Annotated in this window: 26 protein-coding genes; 3 read left to right on the top strand and 23 right to left on the bottom strand. The window is 34.9% G+C overall.

Going from position 1 to position 26,653, the window contains the following annotated elements; translation table 11 throughout:
- Positions 1-14: 14 nt before the first annotated feature.
- Positions 15-1,007, bottom strand: a complete 993-nt coding sequence (locus G611_RS0108385; protein WP_036948761.1) for an HD domain-containing phosphohydrolase — start codon at positions 1,005-1,007, stop codon at positions 15-17.
- Positions 1,008-1,103: 96 nt separating this feature from the next.
- On the opposite strand from G611_RS0108385, the gene G611_RS0108380 reads away from it, so the two are divergent.
- The gene (locus G611_RS0108380) at positions 1,104-1,685 is read left to right on the top strand and encodes an Hpt domain-containing protein (protein ID WP_028243238.1); all 582 of its coding nucleotides are present in this window, start codon (positions 1,104-1,106) and stop codon (positions 1,683-1,685) included.
- A 6-nt stretch (positions 1,686-1,691) separates the two neighbouring features.
- Here the strand turns inward: G611_RS0108380 and G611_RS0108375 are convergent, their stop codons facing one another.
- From G611_RS0108375 to G611_RS0108300, 16 genes are all read right to left on the bottom strand, one after another.
- Positions 1,692-3,041, bottom strand: a complete 1,350-nt coding sequence (locus tag G611_RS0108375) for an ABC transporter substrate-binding protein (protein ID WP_028243237.1) — start codon at positions 3,039-3,041, stop codon at positions 1,692-1,694.
- Entirely contained in the window at positions 3,034-5,448 is a 2,415-nt protein-coding gene (locus tag G611_RS15355) for a response regulator (protein ID WP_028243236.1), read from the bottom strand. The genes G611_RS0108375 and G611_RS15355 overlap by 8 nt, the downstream gene beginning before the upstream one ends.
- A gap of 577 nt (positions 5,449-6,025) precedes the next feature.
- Positions 6,026-6,829, bottom strand: coding sequence for a helix-turn-helix domain-containing protein (locus tag G611_RS15900; protein WP_207636291.1), 804 nt, complete (start codon positions 6,827-6,829; stop codon positions 6,026-6,028).
- Between the two features lie 22 nt (positions 6,830-6,851).
- Positions 6,852-7,676, bottom strand: a complete 825-nt coding sequence (locus tag G611_RS14390) for a hypothetical protein (protein ID WP_051195172.1) — start codon at positions 7,674-7,676, stop codon at positions 6,852-6,854.
- 14 nt (positions 7,677-7,690) lie between these two features.
- On the bottom strand, positions 7,691-8,626 hold the full coding sequence (locus tag G611_RS0108355) for a YqaJ viral recombinase family protein (protein WP_028243235.1): 936 nt from the start codon (positions 8,624-8,626) through the stop codon (positions 7,691-7,693).
- Positions 8,627-8,629: 3 nt separating this feature from the next.
- The gene (locus G611_RS14385) at positions 8,630-9,493 is read right to left on the bottom strand and encodes an ArdC-like ssDNA-binding domain-containing protein (protein WP_051195171.1); all 864 of its coding nucleotides are present in this window, start codon (positions 9,491-9,493) and stop codon (positions 8,630-8,632) included.
- 229 nt (positions 9,494-9,722) lie between these two features.
- Positions 9,723-10,430, bottom strand: a complete 708-nt coding sequence (locus tag G611_RS0108345; protein ID WP_028243234.1) for a DUF5688 family protein — start codon at positions 10,428-10,430, stop codon at positions 9,723-9,725.
- A 348-nt stretch (positions 10,431-10,778) separates the two neighbouring features.
- The gene (locus tag G611_RS0108340; RefSeq protein ID WP_028243233.1) at positions 10,779-11,594 is read right to left on the bottom strand and encodes a hypothetical protein; all 816 of its coding nucleotides are present in this window, start codon (positions 11,592-11,594) and stop codon (positions 10,779-10,781) included.
- 90 nt (positions 11,595-11,684) lie between these two features.
- Positions 11,685-13,385: a J domain-containing protein gene (locus G611_RS0108335; protein ID WP_028243232.1), complete on the bottom strand. Its 1,701-nt coding sequence runs from the start codon at positions 13,383-13,385 to the stop codon at positions 11,685-11,687.
- Between the two features lie 17 nt (positions 13,386-13,402).
- On the bottom strand, positions 13,403-15,127 hold the full coding sequence (locus G611_RS0108330) for an Hsp70 family protein (protein WP_028243231.1): 1,725 nt from the start codon (positions 15,125-15,127) through the stop codon (positions 13,403-13,405).
- A gap of 14 nt (positions 15,128-15,141) precedes the next feature.
- Complete coding sequence (locus tag G611_RS0108325; protein WP_028243230.1) at positions 15,142-15,681, bottom strand: nucleotide exchange factor GrpE; 540 nt, start codon at positions 15,679-15,681, stop codon at positions 15,142-15,144.
- 6 nt (positions 15,682-15,687) lie between these two features.
- On the bottom strand, positions 15,688-16,032 hold the full coding sequence (locus G611_RS0108320) for a hypothetical protein (RefSeq protein WP_028243229.1): 345 nt from the start codon (positions 16,030-16,032) through the stop codon (positions 15,688-15,690).
- Positions 16,033-16,809, bottom strand: a complete 777-nt coding sequence (locus G611_RS14375) for a M48 family metallopeptidase (RefSeq protein ID WP_051195170.1) — start codon at positions 16,807-16,809, stop codon at positions 16,033-16,035.
- Positions 16,810-16,821: 12 nt separating this feature from the next.
- Positions 16,822-17,460, bottom strand: a complete 639-nt coding sequence (locus G611_RS0108310) for a tetratricopeptide repeat protein (RefSeq protein ID WP_028243228.1) — start codon at positions 17,458-17,460, stop codon at positions 16,822-16,824.
- Positions 17,457-18,521: an ATP-binding protein gene (locus G611_RS14370; protein ID WP_051195169.1), complete on the bottom strand. Its 1,065-nt coding sequence runs from the start codon at positions 18,519-18,521 to the stop codon at positions 17,457-17,459. The genes G611_RS0108310 and G611_RS14370 overlap by 4 nt, the downstream gene beginning before the upstream one ends.
- Before the next feature lie 20 nt (positions 18,522-18,541).
- Positions 18,542-18,778, bottom strand: a complete 237-nt coding sequence (locus G611_RS0108300) for a hypothetical protein (protein ID WP_028243227.1) — start codon at positions 18,776-18,778, stop codon at positions 18,542-18,544.
- A 138-nt stretch (positions 18,779-18,916) separates the two neighbouring features.
- On the opposite strand from G611_RS0108300, the gene G611_RS0108295 reads away from it, so the two are divergent.
- Positions 18,917-19,345, top strand: a complete 429-nt coding sequence (locus G611_RS0108295; RefSeq protein ID WP_028243226.1) for a helix-turn-helix transcriptional regulator — start codon at positions 18,917-18,919, stop codon at positions 19,343-19,345.
- Positions 19,346-19,424: 79 nt separating this feature from the next.
- On the opposite strand, the gene G611_RS0108290 is transcribed toward G611_RS0108295, so the two are convergent.
- A complete protein-coding gene (locus G611_RS0108290; protein ID WP_028243225.1) occupies positions 19,425-19,706 on the bottom strand; it encodes a type II toxin-antitoxin system YafQ family toxin in 282 nt (93 codons plus the stop codon).
- On the bottom strand, positions 19,703-19,999 hold the full coding sequence (locus G611_RS0108285; RefSeq protein WP_028243224.1) for a type II toxin-antitoxin system RelB/DinJ family antitoxin: 297 nt from the start codon (positions 19,997-19,999) through the stop codon (positions 19,703-19,705). Before G611_RS0108285 ends, G611_RS0108290 begins: the two co-directional genes overlap by 4 nt.
- Positions 20,000-20,291: 292 nt before the next feature.
- On the opposite strand from G611_RS0108285, the gene G611_RS0108280 reads away from it, so the two are divergent.
- A complete protein-coding gene (locus G611_RS0108280; RefSeq protein ID WP_028243223.1) occupies positions 20,292-21,527 on the top strand; it encodes a hypothetical protein in 1,236 nt (411 codons plus the stop codon).
- Between the two features lie 27 nt (positions 21,528-21,554).
- Here G611_RS0108280 and G611_RS0108275 read toward each other — a convergent pair whose 3' ends face one another.
- The 4 genes from G611_RS0108275 to G611_RS0108260 are packed head-to-tail and all read right to left on the bottom strand — an operon-like array spanning position 21,555 to position 26,352.
- Positions 21,555-22,964, bottom strand: coding sequence for a TniQ family protein (locus G611_RS0108275; RefSeq protein ID WP_196801554.1), 1,410 nt, complete (start codon positions 22,962-22,964; stop codon positions 21,555-21,557).
- Positions 22,964-24,193, bottom strand: coding sequence for a TniB family NTP-binding protein (locus G611_RS0108270; RefSeq protein WP_028243221.1), 1,230 nt, complete (start codon positions 24,191-24,193; stop codon positions 22,964-22,966). Before G611_RS0108270 ends, G611_RS0108275 begins: the two co-directional genes overlap by 1 nt.
- Positions 24,186-26,018: an integrase catalytic domain-containing protein gene (locus tag G611_RS0108265; protein WP_028243220.1), complete on the bottom strand. Its 1,833-nt coding sequence runs from the start codon at positions 26,016-26,018 to the stop codon at positions 24,186-24,188. Before G611_RS0108265 ends, G611_RS0108270 begins: the two co-directional genes overlap by 8 nt.
- On the bottom strand, positions 26,005-26,352 hold the full coding sequence (locus tag G611_RS0108260; RefSeq protein ID WP_028243219.1) for a hypothetical protein: 348 nt from the start codon (positions 26,350-26,352) through the stop codon (positions 26,005-26,007). The genes G611_RS0108265 and G611_RS0108260 overlap by 14 nt, the downstream gene beginning before the upstream one ends.
- Positions 26,353-26,653 lie beyond the last annotated feature (301 nt).

Below are 26,653 nucleotides of genomic sequence, written 5' to 3'. Positions count from 1 at the left end.
TGGCTATCTTTATATTATGTAATCCCTTCATCAATCATTTCTAACATTATATCCGCAAACCTAGGGTCAAACTGGGAGCCCTTGCCCTTTTCTATCTCTCCGCGGACCACTTCAACTGGCAGAGCGCCCCTGTAGCTACGGTTACTGGTCATGGCATCATAAGCATCGGCAACTGCGATGATTCGGGCTTCCTCAGATATATCATCGCCAGATAGCCCCTCCGGATAACCTTTTCCATCATACCTTTCGTGATGCCATTTTGCGCCTGCTGCAAGTTCCGGCATCTCCTTTATATTTCCAAGAATCTTTCCACCAATACCAGGGTGCTTTTTTATCTTGGCAAACTCCTCGTCTGTAAGCCTTCCAGGCTTATTTATAACCTCATCAGGCACTCCGATTTTTCCAACATCATGAAGAAGCCCCATCATGAAAATCTGCTCCTGCTGCTTTTCATCATAGCCATATCTTCGCGCAATCTCCTTTGAATAAACTGCGACACGTCCGGAATGACCTTTTGTGTAATTGTCCTTGGCATCGATAGCATCAGCAAGACTCTCGACGACATGGATAAACAAATTCTCATTTTCCTTTGTTTTTTCTTCCACCATGGTCTCTAAATCTTTCTGAAGTCGGACAAGCTCAACGGCGTGCTTCACTCTAAGCACTAGCACGCTAGGCACAAATGGCTTTCTTATAAAATCCATTGCTCCAAGAGAAAGTCCTTTAGTTTCGGTGTCCTCATCTTCATTAGCAGTCAAAAAAATCACAGGGGTATCCCGCCAATTGCTCTCACACTTTCTCAGCTCCTCAACCACCTCAAAGCCATCCATTTCGGGCATACTGATATCCATAAGGATAAGATCTGGTGCCGTATTTTCCATGGTGTACTCTAAAAGCGCCTTTCCAGATTTCAAAACCACCACCTTAAATCCCGCACTTGTAAGGGTATTCCAGGCTCTTTTTAAAATTATAGGGTCATCATCTACAATTAAAATCTGTGAAATCATGTTAACCTCCACTGGATAAGCCACACATATCATAAGTTATACCAGTTTATTCAACTTTTCAATAGTGGTATACTCACAATATGGAGGGGCTTATTTATGAATATTTATATACCTGGCGTTGATGTTGAAAAAGCTATCAAAAATTCTGGTTCTGAGGAGCTTTTCCTTGAGCTATTGGCAGATGTCTACAAGCTGATGGATGGAAAAATCAATCTTGTAGAATCCTACCTTTCACAAGAAGACCTGCCAAACTATACTGTTGAGGTCCATTCCCTGAAAACCACCTGCCGCATGATTGGCGCCATGGAGCTTGGGGAAGAATTCTTTGCCCTTGAACAGCTAGGCAAAGATAACAACTTAGAGCAAATCAAAAAACTTACGCCAGATGTTTTAAACTCCTTCAAAGCTCTAAAGCCTTGCCTTGAGCCTTTTGCCATCAATGATGAAACCGTAAAACACAGCTTTGACAAGAAGGCTGTTTCATCCCTTTTAAACAAGCTCATTGCTGCAATAAATGACTTTGATTTAGCCACCGCAGAAAATGCTACCAAGCAGCTTTTTGCTTATGACTGGGATGATAGCCTATTAAGGGACCTGGAAAAATTAAATAAGCTGGTTTCAAATCTGGATTACGATGAGGCCAAGGAGCAAGCCCTGAAAATACTAGGCACTCTCTAATCCTTATTAATCCGTAGGAATTGAACCGTATTTTTCCACCGCCTCATCCACTGTCATATCTCCATTAATAACAGCGTAGGCTGCCGCTCTGTACTGTTTTACTGCGGTATCAAGTATTTCTATATCCCTAAAATTAACAGTTCTTTCTTCTGGGAAATCCGAAAGAGAGGCATAAACTTCGTCCAAAGAATAGTCCTTGGTAGGTGTTATCAATCTCTTTTCTGCTGCCATCAATCCAAGCTCTTTTTCGCTTGTTAAGAATCGCATGAATTCATTTGTCATATCCATATTTGCACTGTTTTTGTTTGCACTAAACAGGATAGAAACTGAATCCATGTAGTAACCACCATCATCACCGGATGGAGCTATGTAAAACTCATATTTGAAAGGCTTTTCGATGAAGGCTTCTGACTGGCTCTCACGCTTTTTTGTTCCTGATACAACATCTCCGGAGCAAAGCATCATTGGAACATCGCCCTCAAAAAATCTTAAGATGACAGCGTTGTAGTCGTCCTCTATTTCCTCAGTGCATTTATCAACATCTATACAACCGTTATCAACCAGCTCCTTCAACCTTGTAAGGGATGGTCGCATGGCCTCACCAGCGGCTGGCACAAGATTATTCAAATCTGCCTCCACGCTTCTATCATCCTTCACTGTTTTTGCGAACATTGGATATGAAAACGCATATCCGATACCCGGTGTAGTTGTGGTATTTGCGCCCATAACTGGAGATTCATAGCCTGCTGCCTTCAGCCGTTCGCATACAGCCTTCAATTCCGCAAATGTGGTCGGAACCTCAAGGCCTTCCTTTTCAAAAATATCCATATTCACAAGCATTCCATAGGAAGTGGCAAATACAGGCAGTGTGCGGATTTCTCCATCATCCATCTCCCATTTAACGCTAGGACGGATGCAGTCTAAATTGATTTCAAGCTCAGTGGCAGACAAAACCTCGGCCCCATCAAACAATGAACTAAACTGCTCATCACCATACATCCATGGCTGTATGACATAAATATCTGGTGGCTCCTGCCCTGCCAAAGCCAGGCTGATAGTATTTCTGTAATCATCAAGATATTTGTACTCAATCTCACCGTTTGGATAGTAATCATAGAATCTATCGATGGTGCTCTCCAAGGATTCAAAGTTGGAATAAGTGCCAGCAACTGACAGCTTATACTCTGTGTCTGATGAATATTTTGGAGCGAAAGCATCTGTTATCTTTTCCTGTTGAATACCTATATCTTCACTTTGATTTGGTACTTCAGCATCAGTCTGCCCGCAGCCCACCAAACCAAGCATTAGCATGGCGGCAAATGTGGTGGAAATCATTGTCTTTATTTGTTTATTCATGCTGGCTCCTTTCCATATCTGCTAAATCAGTATAAATACGATAATCCATGACAATTAAATCTACTTCATGTTTATGTAAAAATGAAGTGGCTTGCTCCATGGATTTGGCAACCGCAACATCGTATCTTTCCGACAGCGTTGAGGTAGCCTTTCTCAGGAAATCAATATCCTCATTAACCACAAGAATTCGCTGCTTCCTTTCAGGCTCAATATCCTCTGTCCTGGTCACTAAATCCGAATCAAGATATTTAATCAGCATCTCCTCCAACAATGCTGTATCAATAGGCTTAGTTAAATAGTCGTCAAAGCCTGCATTTATATACTTTTCACGCATTCCTATCACAGCGTTGGCGGTAAGGCAGATGATTGGCGTATTTTGATTTGGCGTATCAGCACAGGCTTTCATATCTTTTAATGTATCGATTCCATCCTTGTTAGGCATCATGTGATCAAGGAAAATCACATCATAGTGATTGCGCTTATATAAATCGATGCAAGCATCGCCGCTTAATGCGGTATCAATCTGAATTCTTGTATCTCTTAAAAGATTTACAAATACCTTCAGGTTGATTTCGTTGTCATCCACCACCAAAATCTTTGCATCAGGCGCTACAAACTGGACCTTGTACTGCTCCTTCTCCAAAAGAAAATGCTTATAAGCCACATTGTACTCACCAACTGGCTCCTGATTTACCACCTTCTGCTTCAAGTCAAAGTAAAACTCTGAGCCTTTGCCATATTCACTTTCCACATTTATAGTGCTTCCCATCATGCTAAGAAAGCTCTGGGCAATCGCCATTCCAAGGCCTGTTCCTTCTATATTTCGATTAATCTTTTCATCTATTCTTTCAAAAGCAACAAACAGCTTATCCAAATCCTCCTGCCTGATTCCAATTCCCGTATCCTTTACGCTAACGTGAAGATTAACATAATCAGGCTCATCCTCACATTTGTTGCTCTTAATCGAAAATACTACGCCACCTTCGTTTGTGTATTTAACAGCATTTGAAAGTATGTTTATAATTACCTGCTTAATTCTGATTTCATCGCCACGTAAGCATCGTGGAATGTTCTCATCAATTTCCAGGTTGAATTCCAGATTCTTTTCATCGGCCTTTCTTTGAACCATATTTACAATATCATTTAGAAGTGATGCGAAATTATAGTCCACTTCAATGATTTCCATCTTTCCCGCTTCAATCTTTGAAAAATCAAGAATATCATTTATGATTCCAAGCAAGGTCTTTCCAGACGCCCTGATGTTTTCGGCATACATGCGAATTTCCTCATTGTTACTATCTCTTAGAATCATTTCATTCATTCCAATGATTGCATTCATTGGAGTTCTGATATCATGTGACATGGTGGACAGGAAATATGATTTTGCCTCATTTGCCTGGTTTGAGGCCTCGGCCGCCGCTGTAAGCTTCCTGTTAAAATTAAGTAGAATTATCAAATTAAAATGAAGTAGAATCAAAAGTCCTACAACAACAACTCCAAGAATCAGCCAGTCTATGGACCTATTCAGCATTAGCTCACTGGCCGGAATATAGGAAACAAGGAACCATGATTCCAAACCACTTAAAGGAGTATAAGCTATCACACAATCCTCGTCCTTGTAATTATAGATATGCATAGAACCTACATCTGTATGAATTGTATCTATCACCTGGTTATATTCCTGAGCGGACATAGGATTATATGATTTAAAGTATTCAAAGAAATTGCTATTTTTGAGAGATTTTCCATGAATCATGTAATCCCCATCCCAATCAACCAGGGCAATCTCCACATTTTCATATTCACCCTTCAAAAACACCAGCTTCTGCTCAAGTCGGCTTACAGGCACAACACGCATAAGGAGCCCTGAACGTAAAGCTCCTGTTTCATTATCCAAAACCTTTACATTATTCAAAAAAGCTATGGATTGAACGCCGTTTAAAGGATTTGTATATGCCCTAGTCAGATTTACAACACCCTCAACATTACTAATCTCTAAGTCGTCAAAAATTTTTATATTGGAATAATTAACCGAGTAATCCGACGAATCGGTAGACCTAGCGGTAGTGGAAATGCCCGCCATGGAATCATCATCTATGAAAATAAGATGCCCTGAGATTTCAGGAGAAATTTTTGCTTTTCTAATATACGAAATAGCCTCATCAACAGTCATTGGAGCACCTGCCTCCGCCGAACCATTAATATAGTTTGCCCAAATGTCGCACAGATGCTGTTCATCCTCAAGATAATTGACAACAATCTGCTCCGTAGTGGTTGTCATTTTCTCAAAAGACGCAAGTGAAGACTGATTTGATTCAACCGCTCTATCATTGGCATATTTCACAATGATAAGCAGAATCAAACCTGCTATCAAAATATTAATGATGATAACGTATCGTTTCTTCAACAACTAATCCCCGCTAACGCCAAATAGTTATACAATATAATATATTACATTTTACCATTTAACTATTTTTATATTGTTAAAAAAGTATGATACAAATTGGATAACAGCACTTTCTTCTATATGACGCTATATTTTCTTTTAAAAAGAAAAAACCCGGAATCATTACAAATGCAATGTTCCGGGATTCTAATAATATGTCTAAAGGTAATATGATTTATCCTCTAAAGGGCAATATCATTTATCCTTTTACCTTATTAATCCAAATCATCTATATAAGACCAGAAGAAGAATACAAGAAGACCAATTTATTCTCTTATAGGTATTATCAACATAATGATTTTCCAAGGTCTTTTTGATACGAGAAAATAAAAGAAGACCTTTGATGAGCGTATAATACGGCTCATGCCAAAGGTCTTCTTTTATTTTATATTCAATTAATACTGGATAACAGAATTTGCCCCCGAAGGGATAATTTCCGTTGCCCGTTAACATAGTATCGTAGACCTTGTGCCACCCATTATAATATCTTCATCCCTAAGCTTCAAGGTAAAACTACTGAAACACTAGTTATATTAATTTATTCCACTATTTGATTTGCAGTCTCTAAGGATAATTTAGAAATAGACTCTAATGTTTTCATATTCACTGCCATACAGCACCATATAACATCAGATAATTTAAAATTGGCTTCTTTATCTGTAACTGAATTAATAATATCTTCTATTTCAACTCTATCTAATCTAAGTTCTCTTAAAAGCCTATCTGTATATTTATGAATTGCTACCTGCTCAATATCTTCTACAAAAGAGTTATTTCTAATGATTCTAAGAATCTCCTCCTCAGATAGTACATTTCTTGGTTTAGAAGATTTCCTTATCAACTCACTATCAAACAATGACTTAGAATTAATTCCATAAAACATACAAAGCTTATCAAGATTTTTATTAGATATACCTTTGCCAGTTTCAGCTTTAGATAATGTCCTAATTGATATTCCTAACTGCCTAGTAACATACGCTTGACTCCAGCCTTTCTTGATGCGAACCCTTTTCAAATTAGTTGCTAAAATACTTTCTGTATTCACCACGATTAATACCTCCTTAGCATAGAAATAACTATAGAAATTAAATTTACAAATACTGATTTCGCAAAATTTCACTATAGTATAGTTATATACCAATATTATTTTTATTCTGATATCTTGATTGTTACAAAATTTATTTACATACTCCTTATTTAACCTATATTTCCTAGTACCCCCTCTGGCAAGAATATCTCTTCTATTAATGTAAAAAGATATAGAAATTTTTACAGGAAGCCAAAACCTAAATGACCATATTATTTCATCTAAGAATTGACTTCCTGCACTTCTTTCTGCCAAATAGAACAACAGGAATTACATATTATGATTTGATGTACTTCTCAATGATTTCAGAAATCTGAAAAGCTGAAAGTTTATTATAGTCTTCAACACCATAATTTGATTTCAAATATTTATTCATGACTTCTGCTGATGTATTATTCTGTGCCATCAATGATTCTAAATACTTAATCTGCTTCGTACTTGCTGGCTTAACAGTAGAGCTACTATATGATTGTTCTTTGTCTTGTCCAATACTCAAATCTTCCATATCCTGAGTGAATCTTGCACTCAGGTTTCCAACATTAAGTATTCCATCTACAAGAGCTCTCTTCTTTGCCATTTTAAGAACAACATTTTGAACTGAGAAACCATTTTGCTTAGCATACTTGCTTTCTTTGGTATTTGCAGTTGCAATTCCTTCGCCTTTAACTACTCCGTTATAATCAATCAGAAACACTTTGACCTCATAGCTAAAGAATCCTTGGGCATAGTCTTCAACACGATTAACTATTTCTGTTCTTGCAATAAGTCCTAAATAGTTCATAATCTTTTCAGCTCCAGACTTGAGTAATGTTGGTTTATTACAATGTGGAATTACACCATAGTCACTTCCTGAGACAAGAACTGTATCAATGAATCTATTCATCTCATCATCAAATAATTTAGCCTCTTCAACGGTTATATTTCTTACACTTGAAGCAGTTACAGGTCTAGTCTCTGGTTTAAACTCGCCACTTTCAGAACTAAACATAAGATTTTTAGGCACAAAACTATTTGCTGCATCTATAACTGCTGTATCTTGCTTTGGCTCTAGTGTATTCATCTTGCTTTCCAATAATTCTTTTAAATCTATTTTCTTATTCATATATAATCACTCCTTTACTTAACCATAAATCTTCTACTTTCACTGGTCTTGGTATACTTGTCATAAAGGTCTGGCTCATCAGCTTTTAATTCTTTAGAATCTAATCTTTCAGATATCACAGTTTTCCATGTAATACTATGGTTTGAGCAACTACAAACTTCATGATTTCCCATCAATTCTTTAAGATGGTTTGCTGCTTCTTGTTTCTTTGCTTTAGCATCACCCTCTTTAGCACTTGCCTCAAGGTACATATTTACATATTCTTCTGCTACTTCTGGCAAAGTGAATTCTTCTTTCAAACCACCAGAATATAAACCATCTAGCAGGTTCTTTGCTGCATCTGAACCATCTATTTCAGGTCTAATACCGTTTACTACCTTGTTCCAAAAGTTTTCCTCTACTTTTATGAGCATATTATGGATTGTTTCATCAGCATCTATTTCATATATTTTGAAGGTATTTCCTCCTATCAGTACAGCAACATACGCTTTCTTTAAGCCTGTAACCAAAAGATAATGTTGTACCTGTGTCTGATAGTAAGTTGGGACTTCTGATTCCCACTCATTTCGCTTGTACTCTGAGGCTGTTTTAATCTCAAGAATAGCTGGATTACCTTCATCATCAACAGTAACTCCATCTACATCAGCAAGCATAAATGAGTACCTAGGATGCTGTAGCATAGCCTTAACTTCAACAACCTTCTTATTAGTCACTTTGGCAAAATGATTTCTAACTACTGGTTCTAATATTGTTCCCCACATCATTGACTCATTATCAGTTGTAGAGTCTTCACTCTGTCCTGTTTTATCTAGCCATAGTTCAAGCTCTGACTTCCACTTATTAATTCCTAAAAGACTACTAACATCTGAACCACCGATACCTTTTCTTCGATATGCTAGCCATTCTACTTTTGACAGATTCTCTGTTTCTACTAATATATTTGCATTCATATTCTATTCCTCACTTTCACCTAAAATAGAAAAAGCAGAATCTGAAGACTCTGCTATCTCTGTGATAATTTTGTATGATATTTTTTGAACCGTATCTGCAATAATTCTTAGTTCATCCTTATCTTTTAACCAAGACTGGATGTAACTCATGCTGTATCTGCTGGTATCAAGTCCAAGTCTTGCAGACACAACAAAAGCACATGATTCAGCCACTAGTTCCCTTCTATTTCTACTGATACTCTCATCTGGATTCATTTCAAAATCAATTAGATGACTATACTCATGTAGAATAGTTTTAACTTTTTGTATATAATCCATATCTGCTCTAACTGAAATAACTTTTGTTTCCAAATTGAAACTGCCTTTAGATGCAGTTCCTGTCACCTCCTGCACAATATGCTTGCTTGATATTATTTTGTACAAACTTTCATAAATTTTCTTTTCCTCTGCACTATTACCTGCTAAACCAGTAACAAGAACTGGGAGCTTACTATCATCACCTTCAGTATCTGCAATGTCATAAACATACACAATCCTAAATCCTGTAAGAACCTTTCTCACCTCCTTTCTTTCTACATCTTCATCATCCTTAACTAATTCCTGCTTTCTAATATATGGTGCTAATATTGCAAGCCCTTTTGCACCCTTGCGAACAAACCTGCCTAAATCATTCCAAGATTTATAGCCCTTAACATACGATGCATTTCTATTCTGGAAATATATGAGCATTGTATTCCCAAATGAGTAGTTGTAGAATTTAGACTGAAAGTACAAATACTTAAGCCAGTCCTCATCAGTAGATATTGTCTCTAAACTCTCATCTATCTTCTTGAGGGCTGCTTTTATTTTTTCTTGATTCTTATTCATTGTTAAAATACCTCCTGACTATACTCTCCACACTCTTCATAGCATGGACAGTACACACAAAAATCATTGTCACACTCTCCAAACAGGAACCCATTATCAATCACTGGCATACAAGTATTTAGATACAGCGAACAATTTCTACAGATCCCCGGCATTTCTGGTGTAACCCTACATCCTTGCAACATACACATCTGTTATCACCTCCTGAAAATAAAAAAGCTCTCTGGAATTAAATAATTTCCAAAGAGTCACTTAGTGAATTATATTTATAAACATTATTGCTCAAAAAATCTTTCTCAGATATTTCGGTGGCATTTACATGCGCAACCATCTCTTGAAGTTCCTTAACATTACTATCAGCCTCTATGCAAGGCACAAATATAAGTTCATGGACTGAGCATGGAATTATAAAAAAGTCTCCACCTACTATTTGAGAAAACTTAGCTAGCAGTCCATCATACATCAATACAGCACTTCCGAATAACTTCTTACTGTTTGTCGCTACAAAGATTTTGGATTCTTTATTTGCCTGCATATCAAAAATATCGTAATCACATATTTTAGCTATATCCTCATTATTGACTTGGTCCAAATAAATAAGAATCTCCAGGAAAATATCATTTACAGATGCCCTCAATATTCTAGAAGAATTCTCTTTGGCTATTTCAAATAAAGCCTCTAAATCATCAACTTTCCATAAATCCATCAGTTTATTATCAACTACTACCACTGAATCAACTGACTCTGGATTAAGCACAACAAAGAATACCGCAGCTAAATCCTGAACGATAACATATGGCTTGTCCTTGAGATAATCTTTATTCCTGTCTAGATTTATCAGTCTAAAACACACCTGATTCTTAACTCTTTCAAAGTCACAAATTAAATCCACATCAAATCCTTTTACATTTGAATCATCAATTTTCAAAATACTCATACCTAAGCTCCTTTCAAAAATCAAAAACTACTAACTTGCCGCATTATTTGTTGTTTGAAAATATGCGTATCACTATAACAATCACTAGAATTGCTGTAATAAATGTTGCATCCATGAGCTCACCTCCTTTCTTTTCATAGCTCTATTCAGTTGTCTTTGCTTAAAAATAAGCATAAAAAAAGAACAGTTTAACGACTTGTTCAGGTCAATTTCTTTATTAAGTTTCTTATGATTACAGTTTTTTGAGAGGGTGGGGGTAATAACGATAAATTAAGTATTTATGTATAAGTAACTACCCCCCCCTTAAAAATTTTTTCATATTTTTTGTTCTATAATGGGCTCAAATAATTATTTTGCTGTAATTGTTATTGGTGCTTTCCACTGTGTTCCCTCGTAATTTGGATTAACGCCTACAGTAATACTGTATTGTAAATTAGGAATTAAATGTGAAATGTTAATCGTATCTCCAGCTATAGAATACAATTGATAATACTGGAAACCGACGCCTTCTACCTTTACACTATAGTTATTCTTAGCATCAAATTTCACTGTAGCACCTTTTGATTTTAAAGTGATACTGTAGCCTTCACCATTTACTACGTCTGCATTAGTCTCATTTGCCACCTGAGATGGTTGTTGGACTACACCTGTCTCTGAAGATGGAGCTATCTGATTTTGTTGTACCTCAGAAGTAGTATCTGTTATGGGTGTAGATTCATATGTTACAGGAACAGAATCTGGTACACCTAGACCTGGATAGAATATATAATCTCCTGTCATATCTAATTGACCTAGTCTAGATTTATCTCCTACCTCACCATTAATAATTCTTTTAGCGCAAATAGAATCTTTAGGTACAATTACATAATTACCCGATACGCATTGCATTCCAGGCATAGGAGTTCCATCATCAAATTTTAGAAATTCATATTCTTCTTCATATTGAGGAAACCAATCTCTATAATATTGTTGTGCTTCTTCAACATAACCACCTTTTAAAAGTTGTTCATAAAGCCAATAATCTGTACCATGTACAACATAAGGTCTATAATATTCATAATTTGAAGAATCTTCTAAATTATAAGCTTTAGATACACTTGAATTAGAAAATAACATAAATACAGTTGATAGTGCTAAAAATAAACTAAAAACTTTCTTTTGCATAATAAGCCCTCCTTGATATTGCTAAGAGTTTTCATCGCTTCACTAAACAATATTTACTCCTTCCCCTGTGAAGCTAATTTACATTGTACGTCAAAACAGACTACTGATTGAAGAAATAATCAGCAATAATGCAACAGCCACTATAATTCCAATTGCAACCTTTATAATAATTTTTGTATATCTATTAAAAGTCTTAATCACTAACACTATAGGTAAAGTCGGTGGAAATATAACAGTTGCCACTAATATTATTATCATTTCAAGAAAACCACTATAGAATGGTCGATTTTCGTATCCTTTTCTTGCATGAGGATAATCCACAATTGCTTTATTATTTGCCACTGAACGTGAAGAATCTGTTTGCCCTAACTCATCATCCCCCAACAACTCAACTACAGATTGCCCATCAAAAAGATACTCAGCAAGTAATTTGTAACAGTTAGGATACAATCTATCCAGCATCCTGATTTCTTCCCTTGTTTGGTTCAAGTTATTATCATCATAAAACTGATTAATAGCCTTGTTAAAATCATCTTCAATCGTTGCATACCTAATAACATCTTTGAACAGATACCTTCTAAGTATAGTTTTAATTGCACCTCCAAAATGAGAATCCTTAATAAACTGTGAATATTCTTTTAGTGCCTTATATTGTTGAGTAACTACACTATCAATAAAATCGTATGCTTCTTTTTCTTGTTCAACAAGCAACGGTGCATTTTCTTTGATGTAATTCAACGAGTCCATTACACTATCTGCATCGTTGATTAAATAATCCTCGATTTTTTGCCGCATCTTATCAGTTAGCGAATCTTCCTGCATTAATTCGATACATTCATGTCGCTTATTGTTTGCAATTACAACCTCAAACTGCTTTATCATACTGTACAGATTTTTTAGGTCTGGATTATCTGTACCTTTAGACAAATAAATCTGTTCTAAGTCATGATATGCTGCAATAGACTTATTTTCCAATGCATAGGCCATCCATATAAAAAGGTCACACAAAGCACGTAATGTCAACTCATCCGGCTGGTCTGCACTAACCACTACAGATATCTTGCTTTTTAATACCTGCTTAACTTTATCAAATGTTTTGTCCTGTAGATTTACTACTACTTCATACGCTTTGCATAGATAAAAGCATTTATGATTTTGAATATCACTTCTATCAATACAATCCTTAAGTATTTTTATAGCAGTTTTTGGCTTCTTCTTTTCATTACATAACAGAGATATTAATTTTTCTGTAATCTCGTATTTAGGGACAGCTACTTTATAAATCTGAAAATAGGCTTTTATAGCCCCATCAACATCATCATAAAGATAATAATTATTTCCTACATACTCATACCATTCGTAATGTTCTGGTACCTCCATTTTTCCGTCTAGTATTTGCCACATTTTATCTAAATATGGGACAACGTCATCATTTCCAATAGACCTTTCAATTTCAATTAATGTTTGATATTCTGATAAGTCTCTTTCATCATCGTGACCTAAATGCTTTTCACATACCTTTTTTAGCTTACATAAAGCCTCTTTTCTTTCCTCGAAATTTTTTACATTATCCAATTCTTCCATGACTATCGACTTCTCTATATCATAATCATAGTTCCTTCGTTTTTCCTCATCAGCAAGGACAGAATAAGCTTCATTTAATAACGAGGTTTTCTCCTCATTTCCTTGGTATTCTTTACGTTTTTTTACATAAGCTCGTTTTATTTCATCCTGTGTAGCTGCTCCACTTGAATTCAAACCAAGTATCTCGTAGAAATTCTCATTGCCCATAGATAGGCGCCCCTCACCTAGTATTCAAACAGCAACGCTGTTAAATTGTCATCATAGTAATCCATTTTGTCATAATCATTATTTATAACTGCTTCTTTTAATTTTTTTATTAAGGCATCTGCCTGTTTTTGAGCTTCTTCTGGAAGATTAGACCTACGGCTTTTATATAGCATTACAGTCGTTTGTATCTCACTAGCTTGAGTCCATGCACCACTCATAAAATCATCAATTTTTTCCTCGGATTTCGTTTTAGGCGCATCATAATTAAACATGTTAATAGTAGTTGATGCTTCTTTACCTGTACTAACTACAATAACTGATACTTCCAAAATGCCATTAATATTGTATTTAAATGTTACATCAACGCATTCCTCTCCTGCTTTATTTGCTGGGATGCCATTTACCTCCAACTCTCCTAATTTTATATTGTTTTCTACTAGATTATCCTCCCCTTGATATATTCCAACTATTACGCTCTCTTGATAATCACTCGTTGTATTGTAGCGATTCGTTCTTGAAAATGGCAAATGAGTATCTCTAAGAATAAGCCTGTCATAAAAACCATCCTTATAACCGTTAGCAGTATCTCTTACTACTTCTGTACCCAGAGAATGATTACATACATCAAATATTGCTATTGAATTATTTCCAACTATTTCATTTTTATTAATTCCAGCCTGAACAGCGGCTCCTAAAGCAACTGCCTCGTCTGGATTGACTTTACCTCTTATCTTATTACCAAAGATGTTTTTTAAATTTTCATATATTGCAGGAACTCTGCTTGAACCACCAATAGGAAGCACAATATCAATGTCAGCAGCAGTGAGTTTTGCCGCCTGCAAGGCTTCATTCACTGTGTCCATTGTTTGAGAAACATAATCTGAAATAAGCTCATCAAACCTACTTCTTGAGATTTCCATCTCAAAATTAATGATTTCACCATCTTTTTGTGCAAGAAATGGCAACTGAATATCTACAACCTGTATAGAACTTAACGCAATTTTTGTTTTCTCAGCTTCTGCTTTTATTCTTCCTAATATATTTAGTTTCTCATTTCCTTGGACATCATTATATAAATCAAAAGAGTAATTACTTTTTAATGCTGATATGATTTCTTCAACTATTTTTTCATCAAAGTCTTTACCACCAAGTCTATTAATACCACGGCTTGCCCTTACATCCAATGAACCCTCAATCATTTCTAGTACTGTTACATCAAAAGTTCCTCCACCAATATCATAAACTAGGACATTACCTTCTGTACCAAGGTTATTAATTCCAAAAGCTAACGCAGCAGCAGTAGGCTCATTGATAATTTGATTTACTATTAATCCAGCTTTTTCACCAGCTTCTTTTGTGGCTTGCCTTTGAGCATCATTAAAATTTGCAGGAACTGTTATAACCGCTTCTGTTATTTCCTCCTGTAGATACTGTTCGCCAACTCGCTTTAATTCTTTTAATATTTCCGATGATATCTGGGTAGGGGTAAACTTTTTTCCACCTAAAATAACAAGGTCGTTCGTCCCCATCTTCCTTTTAACTTCTACAACAGTTCTGTCACTTGCATTTAATATTTGGTCTTTGGCTTTTTCTCCGACAATAACGTTATAATTTTTATCTAAGCCAACAACAGAAGGTGTAATAGATGAATAGCCATTCTTTATCACTTCTGGTTCTCCATTATTTATATATGCAATTTCCGATGTGGTTGTACCTAAGTCAATACCGACTATTCTTCCCATCTTAGTTAACCCCTCTACTTTTTATTAACAACAACTTCTGTAGTTCGAATAACTAATCCATTTTCTAAATCTTTATAGCCCTTCTTATTAATCGCTAAAATAGTATCTTCTGCTATATCTTCCTTATGCCCTGTTTCTATACAGTTATGTATAGCAGGATTAAAGACATCTCCAACAGCTGTTGGGATTACTTCCAAGTCTATATCTGAAAGACTATCTAAAATGCCTTTTGATATCATACCAATACCTTCATTTAACGTATCATTCTCTAATTTCTCCACCTGATTAAGCAATACGTCAACATTATCAAGAATATCGATTACTGACAGTTTCATGTTCTTAATCTTCTTCTCCTGTACATCTAACTTATTCATAGACGCAGTCATTAAAAACTTCTTATTATTTTTGTCAATAAAATCTACCTTCTCTGCAAGCTCTTCGATTTTATGTAATATGGCATCATTCTTTTCAATCAATTCTTTTGCATCGAATGGTTCTTTATCTACTACCTGATTATCCGAGTTATCGTCCTTTTTATTAAATATGCTTCTCACGTCACTCTACTCCTCATATTTAAATTCTTGTATTATTGGCCCCTTCTCATCGATTTCCTTGATAATGTCTTCTTCAACTACAGAAATATCATCTAATCTTTTTTCTTCCATTTTTTCATAACCTTTACCAGTTATTTTATTTACATAAACATAAACGCGGTTTCTGATGCCTCTTGCTGTTTTATCTGCTATAGATACAACATGATGAAGACGTTTTCTTGCACCATATCCTAAAACTCGTTCCACCCTATCCGCCAAAATCGTTTCTATCCATTGCTTTATCCTATCCCAATATGCATATGCCAAAACTGTTAAAGCTGCCACAGCAGCTGCCGCTAATATTAAACTCATCTAAAACTCCTTTCGGACCTGCATTCCTCTTTTTGAAACCGAAAAAGCTATTAAACTTTCAACTCGCATCGGTGCATAAGGCATCATTTCATCTGCTTTCGTATAATTGTAAACAGTATCATCTAATCTTGTTATTTCTGATGCCTGTTCAACAAAAGCTCTCATATCCACCTGCTCTAGTAATGCTTTACTGTTTAGTACCATTGCTACAATTGCATTAATACTAGCACTTAAGTCTTTACAATAAAGATATGCAAAATTATCAGCTGTATAATTTTCTAATCTACACCAATGGTAAAACTTGTTTCTTGCAGCCTTACTAATAATTGTTCCAACAGTCGGAACAGCCGCATAAATTTCTGTTAGTTGATTCACTAAAGCTGTTTGATATGTGACCTCATCTTTAATCTTGTAAAACTCTCTAGCAAAAAGAAACTCTAACTCCTTTGGAGTGAAATCCCTTATTGTTTTTGCCGAAATCTCAATCCAGTATTCCCCCATACCATAGCTTTCAATTCCATAGAAAAAATCTTCGAAAACATATACAGCAGGTTTTTCCATATTTAACTTTACAGCAATACTATCAACTATGTTATTTACTTCTTGAAACTGCCGCTCTGACACCTTTAATGTTTTACCTAATAAATCTGGCTTCTTCATTTTTGCTTCAATTGATTTATATATGTCTGCTATGTCGCCTTCGATGCCTATTTCCTTCTTATAACTATTAAAGGCATCATCAGTCCCAACATGCTGATAATTTGATTTATTAATCATATAAGAAGTCCCCTATCCTAATATTTTCATTGCCTCCTCAACTCTGTCCGATTCAAAACGCATATCAAGAGTCTCATATACCTCTTTCAGCCAAGCTAGAAGTTCAATATCATTAACTCGTAGCTGAACGGCATGTTCCAAATGTGCCAAACCTTCTCTCGTTTTTCCAGCTTCTATTAGTATGTGACCATATATTTTATTTCCTAAGAAATAACCTGCTTCGATATTGCTGCTTCCAAAATATTCTGCAAATAATTTTTGCGAGCTATCAATCTTTCCAGCTTTATATTCATCTAAAGCCAGTATTAGTTTTTCAATCTTTAACCCCTTACCATCCGCTAATTTTTTACATAAAGGTAAAGCTGAAAAACTGTTTACAGCGTAATGTATTATTTTGACTTCAACAGCATTAATTTGATTGTTTAATGTGGCACTTCTTTTTATTTCATATTCAGTATCTACCTGTTTAGATGCATTCAATTCTATAAGAAGTCGTTCATGCTCTTTTTTTAGACGTTCAATTTGAGCACTTATATACCCCTCATCAAAAAACGGGCACTCATTAATAATGTCTTCATTTTCTACAGAGAGCTTTCCAATCATGTCCATCTGAAGCTTTCTGTATATATCTACAGCCTTCCCAATAATCATTTTTCTTCACCATTATCAACATCATATCGTGCAACAACATATTCGTATGCCTTTTGAAAATCCAATAACTCAACCTGCTCTTTGTTATCCTGTAATGCTATGAGTGCTGCATAATATATGATGTCCTTTATATCAGCTCCTGAAATCCCCTCAAACTTTTCTGCCAGTTCTTCCACACTAATATCTTTTAACGGCATTTTATGAAGATGCAGTTTCCATATTTTTAGTCTTGCATTGACATCTGGCAATTCAAATCTAATGCTGGCTAATATCCTCCTTTTAAATGCTGTATCATAGTTGGCAATAAGATTTGTTGTAAATACCACAATACCTTCAAATCTCTCCAGTTCCATAAGCATTACACTTCTAGTGATATTTACACCATAATCTGCTGCTTGAGTGATACTTGTAAGTCTTTTACTTAAAAAGGAATCCGCTTCATCAAAAACCAGAACAGCATCATTTTCTTTCGCTTCACGAAACACATTGGTAATATTCTTAGGCGTCTCCCCTACATACTTTGATTCTAATTCACTGTAATTAACCTGAATGAGCTTTCTATTAAGCTTATTTGCTATAGCCCTGGCACATTTTGACTTTCCGGTTCCTGGTGGTCCATAAAAGTTTAATACCAATGCTCTATTATCTAACCCAAACCCAGATAATTCCCATTCTTCTATAAGTTTTTTTTGATTGTTAATTGCAGCTAAAACAATATCTATCTGCTTTTTCACTTCATCTGAAAGAATAACCTCATCTATGGTTTCATCAGGTTCCATAACTTGGTACAGTTCTTTTTTAACATCTATTTCTTTTGTTTCATTACCATGGCTTATACTTACAACCGATGGAATATCATTGTATTTGGTACAGCTGTTAGCTAGCACCTTGGCTATGTCTTTGAACATGTCATCAACTATTGTTTTATCCAACAGTTCCTTCTGCCCTTTATAATCTCCATATTGCGCATCCTCAAGAATAATTGAGCAGTTCCTTCCCTTTATTTGAAACTGTTTTTCATAAAATCCTAAAGAGATGTTACTAATGTCATTCCTTCTCATTGTATGCTCCCCACATACCGCTAACGTCGCGGATTTCTTGCATAGTAACCCATAAATGTATCTACTCTTGTATCTCCATCGCCATCGCGCCAATATCCAGAAATATATTTTCCCTTTCTGAAGTGTGACTGTACGTAATGTGGACTGACATGATGAACCGGCAGTCCTTCGAAAACACTTTTTACTTTCCCATTAAATGTATTTATCGCTAATGGCTTATAACCAACAGCATCATTAATAGCATCTTGAATATTCATAATCCCTCCGCTACAAATTGTATATTCAATTATATGATTTCGCTACAATAGTATAACATCTTTCAGTTATAAACGCTACAAGGCGTTGCATTTATTCACAAAAAATTAACTAAAATGTTACTAAAGGAGAATAAGACTATGAATGAAGGTAATCGTCTAGCAACAAAACTCAAGGAGTTAAGAAAAGCACACTCGTACACTCAGGATTATGTAGCAGAAACATTAGGTATCGTTAGACAGACATATAGTCACTACGAAACTGGTAAAAGAACACCTAGTTCAGAAATGCTATATAAACTTGCTGGTTTATATGAAATATCAATTGACGATTTAATGTACCTCGTTATCAGTTTAGATAGAAATACTTATTTTGATGCTCCTGCACCATCTGAAGAATCTGTTGAAATTGAAAAATATCTTGAGTTTACCAATTCTCCTAGTAATGTCAATAAACTCAAGCATCTAAATAACTTAGAAAAGGAATTATTGTTCTATTTCGAAAGAATTAGCATAGAAGATAAAAAAGAAATTATAGAATTTACAAAAATTAAAGCTCGTAAGAAATGATGGCCAATGTGATACACTACAGCTAATGTGTAATTATGTTGGCTTTTTATATACAAAAAACCACCTCAAAAAGAGATGGTTATTCGTCAAATACATCACTATGTGTTCCTGTTCTAGTAGCAGTAAGAACTAATTCAGTTTCACTTTTGGTGTAAATTAAAAGCCAGTCTGACAAAATATGACATTCATTGAACCCTTCATAGTTACCATGCAGAGGATGGTCATAATACTTGGAATCTAACTCTTTGCCTTCAAGCAAAGTATTGATTATATCCTCAAGAAGCTTCATATCGTAGCCACGTTTTTTACACCTTTTATAGTCCTTCTTAAATTTGGTGGTAGGTTTTAAAGTATATTTCATTCTTCCTCATCAAGCTCAGCAAATAATTCTGTAGCCGAAGAATAGCTTTTTGCTTGTGCCTTTCCAGCAATGATGTCTCTTGCTTCCTGCATTGCATCTTCTGTCTCTTTATTATACTTTGGCATTCTGACATCAAAAGGTATACCACCAACCATTAGTGACTTTTCAAAAAATATATTTACTGCTTCTGCTAAAGTCATGCCCAAATTACCATATAAATCTTCAAGGCTTACCTTTTTCTGCTTGTTCATTCTCATGTTGAAGTTTGTATCTTTAATTGCTGTAGTTGCCATAAGCTATACCTCCTTCTAAGCATATGATACTCTCATTGTTTTACTTTTGCAATACATTGTTTTACATTTTTTTATACTTTAAACTGGAAGTGAAATAATATCACTCTCTATGATATATCGCCCCTAATATATTTTATAATATATCTTTACAAACTCGAAGTGTTTCTCCCCATTGCAAGCCAATAAAGCTTGATTTTTCAAGGTTTATTGGCATACCGTTTCCAAAAACCTCATCTTGAATACTATATAAAAGAGTGTCATAATATAATAAAGAGGAGGTGATATTTAACCTATGATTCACACTTTTGAATTGTCAAAAACTATAACCGCAAAAAACTTCTATGAGCTAAATAACTCATTGTCAGGTATACAAAGGATTAACAAATACAATAGTAGCTTCCATGTTACTTATATGTACAAAGAAAAAGGTCTCTCCAGAATTACGTTGTTAAAAACAAAGCGAGAAAGAATAGCCCCTGATTATCCAAATTCAATTTATTATTACAATATTTCTTTAATTATTAATCCTCTACAGATGTTTGGAGGAGATAAAAACTTTTCATCATGTACATACGATTTTTCATCATGTTTAGCATATAAGATTTTATCTCAAATTTATGATATTCTCCCATCATTAGAGATATTCCCTAACCTAAGAAATGTAAATGATATTGATTCCCAAAAGAAGTGGTACAATGCCAATACTTTTACAGTTAAAAGAATCGATTTTGCCTTTGATATTAAGAACAATTGTGATGTATATCTAGATATCATAAAAAGAGGATACTATATACCTAAATTAGAGTCTGCTACCTATTCTAATGATAATACTCAGAATAATAAAGATGACAAATTCGAGTATGATTCAGATGAGATTATCCCACCTACCCCCAAATATCTATATTATAAATGCAAATCTTATAATCTAAATATTTATAACAAGGCTTATGCTATGAGAAATAAAAAAACTTTACCTAAGGATTATGAGAAATATGATTTTTTAAGATTTGAATGCCAAGTTAAAAGAAGAAAACTATATTATATAAAGGAAAAATTAGGTCTTAATGGTCTAGACATACTAGACTTGGCAACTCCAGAAGTTGAACATTATTTCTTGTCCTCTTCTTTAAATGCTCGTCTTGGTACCGGTATTCACCTCACATTAGAGTCCGCAAGGAATATTATAGATGAGTGTCCTAATTTTAAACCTTCAAAACGAAAACGACTAAAAGATTTTATCTATTTTATTAACATACACGGCGGTATTGAAAAATCACTTGATTTAGTCAAACAAGGAAAAACTACCACCTATACTGAATCAACTTTTAATACCTATTTAAAAGATATAAAAAGTTTAGGCATAAGTCCAATTACTATTCCCAAGAGTAGAATAATACTAGATTCGAACAACAATCCCGTTATGGATAAAAAAATTGGGACTTATCTGGTTAACCTTTCTACAATCTACGAAGCTTATTATACTGCTATACAACAAGAACTGTCAGCTAATTACAATAATCTAATATGAGTGGAGCAAATGCCCCACTCTTTCTTTTTACAGTAACTCTAATATGAAGATATAAGTATCCTTATCGGCAATCTGTTCCAAGTCCTTTAAGCATGCTTCAAGGTTGTTTTTTCGTATATTAGTTAGTGTTCTAATCTTTTTCCAATTAATGATTTCATTACCATTTTTCAGCCTATTATAGGCCCATAGAACCTCTCTTGCCCAATAGTGTTCTTGTGTCTCATGCCATCTCATTATTTCTGCCTTACAGGTTGGAAGATAGTCAAATCGCTTATCAGGTAAGTTTAATGTTCTACATACAGCCTTTATCGTAACCTTTTTAGGGCGCTCATCCCCTTGACCGTACAGCTTTTTGGTACATTCTTTAACGGTTGGAAGAAGCTTTAAATCCACGTCCTCCCACCTAGCTCTATTTCTCCCAGTTTGTTTCGATAATTCATTAGATGATGAGTATGCCTTAATAACAGCTAATCCTATACGTATAACCACATCCTCAGGTTCATTTAGTTCTCTTGCAATTCTTTGAAATATGATTTTACTCTGTAGACTGCTTACATTTGGCAAAAACAATTCTTCTTCACTAACATCTTCAAATAACGCAAGTTGGCAAAAATACCTCATTGCAGCAATTCCACCACCAAAGATTTTTTTCATCGTATCAATATTCATCAAGCTATCAGGCATATCTCTATAAAATGAACAGTAGTCTTCGTAGATTTCTTCATTCTTTCGCATCCAACTGGAATCATAATGATACTTTTTCGTATCAAGCCTATCAGCTAATATCAAGCCAGTGTTATAGTCGCATTTTAGGTCATTTGGGCGATTAAAAACATGGACTATATAATCTGTAAGACTAATAATCAAATCGTCCTTACAGGGGTAAATTTTGGCTTCTTGAGGCACCTCATATTCTGCTGATATCAACATCGGTGATGATTTTTCTTTGCAAACTGAACTGTTAAAAAGCAGACAATAATGTTTATAACATATATCTACTCCATCAATTTGATGACATCTATGCCAATAAGTTTCACCATAATTTTCCCTGTCTTCTTTCGCACAAATTGGACACCACCTTAAATACTTATTTCTTATTTCCCTAACTGGAATATATAAATAATTGTTGTAATTCCCCTCTGTATGAACTAAGGCTTCAAATGCCTTTTTTCGTCTGTCTAACGGGATAAACCTAGAATATGCAGGAAACATGGTATGATTCTCAACCAGTTCCTCCATCGTTTGACTTTTAAGTAGATATCCTTTTACACATTCATTTATGGAATTAATAAATTCTGGAACAGGTCTAGTTCTGCAATTGCTATAAATGTCATGAGCAGCATCTATATACGCAGCATAACCAGAATAGGCATAATATCTTGCAAATAGACTATATATAAGCTCGTCAGGGTATAACTCAGGTAAGAATCCAATCATTAGCATTCCACCTCCTCTATGGTTATGTATTTACTGATTAGTTTAACAGCATCAACGCCCTGGTTTTTAGCCAGTAATACCATTTCTGGAAGTGTTTTATATTCTGCTGTTTCAATATAGTCACTTAAAGGTTCTGTTTTAACAAGAGCGCGTCTTGTTCTTGCATGTTTCACCCTATCGGTCATGATATAGCTGTGTAGCATTGTAATTCTCTTATCGTAGGCTTCTGATAACACTTCTATACTAAGTTGCTCCTTACCACTCAAAATAGCTATTTCATTAGCATCATGGATAATAGATACCAAGACTGATATTATTCCGCCAGTATGCTCATACAACCAACGGATTGTAACATCAGTTAGCTCAGTATATTTCCTAGTGTATTGGTATGAATAAAGAATCTCGCACAACTTCTTAAAATAATCATCATATGGTATTTGTCCATACCTCATTCCAAGCGTTCTTCTAGCTAGTTGCTGGGCTTTTTCGAAAAAGATTACGCTCTCTTCTGTACCTACCATACAAATTGAAACTCCTGAAATATTAATCAATTGCGTAATTAAATTAATAAGTGTTACACCATTCTTCTGACCTGACACATGCTGAATTTCATCTATTATCAACAGCCCAATATGATTTATACATACTTGCCCCACCGTCCCAATAAGTATATCTGTCGTTATACTAGTTCTTTGAGACCGCTTATAATAATCAGTTCCAATACAATCATCAACGGACTTAAGCACAGATAACAACATTCCTTTCGGTGACGCATCAAAAGGACATTGAACCTGTAAGCAAGGTATTATTTTAGAATTCTCAAACTCTATATATCTATGCGGTGATATTAACTCTATCGCCTTTTGTATAGCTGAAGATTTACCAATACCTGATGTTCCTATTATTGAAAATGAATCAGCACCACCTATAATCCCTCTATATGCACTTTGTTCATGTATTGATGAATAGTTAACATTCTTCTGTATAGTTGCCAATCTACTATTCTTTTTCTTTAATGATAAAGCCGTAGCAAGATAAAGCTTATTATATATTTCAATAGACATCACCGAAGGATAATATACCTTGTATATATCAGTTGATTGCATCAGCCTTGTTGCTTCATCTGCCTCTCTAATTCCTTCATTATAGTCAGGTAAATCCTGTAAAGAATTAATAAGCGAATCACCCGATAGTAATTCAGCAGGCATGTGAAATAAGTCTTTAGTCATGTAATCCTACCTCCTCTGCGAAACGTGTATGATTCTTTGCTTTCTCTTTATCTCTATGTTGACGTATATGCTTTATTTCGGGAACTCTCTCAGACTTGCAATCATTAACTACCACCTGTATATCATTAGCAAGGTCTATTTCTGCCTGTAACGATACTTTAGACTCTTCACTTATTAGTCGCCTAGTTTCTCCTTTGATTCTTCTTACTTGATTAAGATTTTTCCCGTCATATCTGGTTTCTATTAGTTTAAACCGAATGTAGTTTCCCTCTTCTACTAACCAAACATTTGATACCGAATCTTCATCAAAAGCTACAATCACTTCTCCACCTGTTAAATATTTTTCAGTATAGGAAGAATTATGATATCTCATTTGGTTAACGATAAGACCAAATCTAGTAAATCTGCCTGTTGTTCGTGGCAATAGACATAATGTTAGTTTTTCCTTTGAAACAGATATCCCACTGCAACATGTATTAGCCTTTTCATAATTCCAGATAGCATTTGCATAAGGCTTAACTCCATTTGCTAACATCTCCTCGGTAAATGGATAATTCTCCAAAACATGGCTGCCATTGTAATGTAATACACATCTAAGCACAATTTTTGAAAACTTATCTAATGTTAGAATGGCATCCTTTCGATAATCATGAGCACCTCTCTCTTGGTAATCAGTCTCAATAACACCATAGCCTTTAAGATATTTTTTGTATGAGGATTGAATGGTATCAAAGAACTTTTCAACTGGTCCTTTTAGCTCAGGTCTATATGCTGGAAGATTTACTATAGTAATCCCCAATTCAGATAGTTGTTCAAATGTACTTCCAACATATTCGGCTCCTTGGTCCGATACAATCCTAAAAGGTAACACTGATACATCCCATTCATCCTCTTGAATCTCAATGCCATATTTCTTACAATAATCAGCTTTATTGGTAATAATCATGTGGCACATTTCTCTGAGACTATATACACCACCTTCCCAACCTAACGAATATCCATAACAAATTCCCGAAAAAGTATCAACACATGCTGTTAATATAGGTCTTCCAATCACTTGACCATGCTCATTTGCAAGATATATGTCACAAACGGTTGAATCTACCATGCCTGTTCCAATTGTATTAGCGAAACTATGAACTCCATCGCCAACACAAGGACGATTGTTTCTCTGGTATGAGGTCAGTCCATTTCTAGATATATAATAATTCTGCATTTTCCTAGTCTTACGATAAAAATATCTGTATTGATAGAAAGATGGATATTTATCAAATAACAAACCATCACTATTACAGTATTTTTCTTTTAGCATCATTGTATATGCTGTTCTCAAAGAGTTTTTCTTATGGGTATAAAAATACTTATTTAAAGACCATCTCATATTTTTCTCATCTTCAGATAGATTTTTTGTTAAATGTTTTTTCTTTCTAGGTAATAGAGCATTTATGCTTTGAAAAACAAGGTACTCACATAAGTAGGAACGCAATGTTTGCTTAGATAAGCCTGATTCTAATGCCATAGCACTTATTATTTCATTCCTTCTTTGCTTACAGCCAATGAATGGTACAATGCCAGATATATTAAAATACCTTTGATACATAACCTTTTTTCTATCTGCCTCTACCTCATTAATATCCTCAATGGTATAGCCTAATTCTTCAAATAAGGTTTCTTCATCAATCAAAGAGAACCTGTCTAATTCTGAAATAAGCTTCCATGTAGGCATAGTCTTTTTCACACAATCAATAACTAGAGCTCTTTCATCTTGTATTTGAAGAATTCTATATATATTGGTGTGGTTTCTATATACTTCATTTTTCTGCATTTATAATAATCCCCCAATCCAAGACTCCTCTATGTCTCCAATACTCCCTTGAAGCTTCCAAAAGCTTATAATTCATTGGTTTTGTTAATCGGCTTCTATAAACGCACTCTCTAACCATTATTGAGCCATCTTGCTTAGTACAAACAAAATCACTTGTATAATCTCCTTCTTTCAAACCTTCCAAATAAACGTTGCATCGGAATTCCTTAATATCTTCTGATTGAGACAATACTTCTGCGTATACTTCCTGTAACGCATCATAAGTTCGACAGACATCTTGGCATTTAGGAAGCGTTTTCTTTGTGCATCTCCCCTTATAATTCCTTTTTCTCACTAACTGAGACCTCCTTTTCCGTTGACAACACCTTTTCCTTAACGGCTCCCAAATCCTTCCCAAATATATCCCAAATATCTCCCAAATCCGTATTATTTTCACACCTCCCATCTACGGAGATATTTCTCTGACTTTACTTATTCCGCTATACAAGACTCCATTTCATGAATCCTATTTATCCCAAAAACAAATGATTTAAGAACTACTATGTCTAAAGGTAATATGATTTATCCTCTAAAGGGCAATATCATTTATCCTTTTACCTTATTAATCCAAATCATCTATATAAGACCAGAAGAAG

The sequence above is a fragment of the Pseudobutyrivibrio ruminis AD2017 genome, from assembly GCF_000424305.1.
GTDB classification, from domain to species: Bacteria; Bacillota; Clostridia; order Lachnospirales; family Lachnospiraceae; genus Pseudobutyrivibrio; species Pseudobutyrivibrio ruminis_B.
Note: the sequence above shows the minus strand (reverse complement) of the source record. Positions and strands in the feature narration are given on the sequence as shown.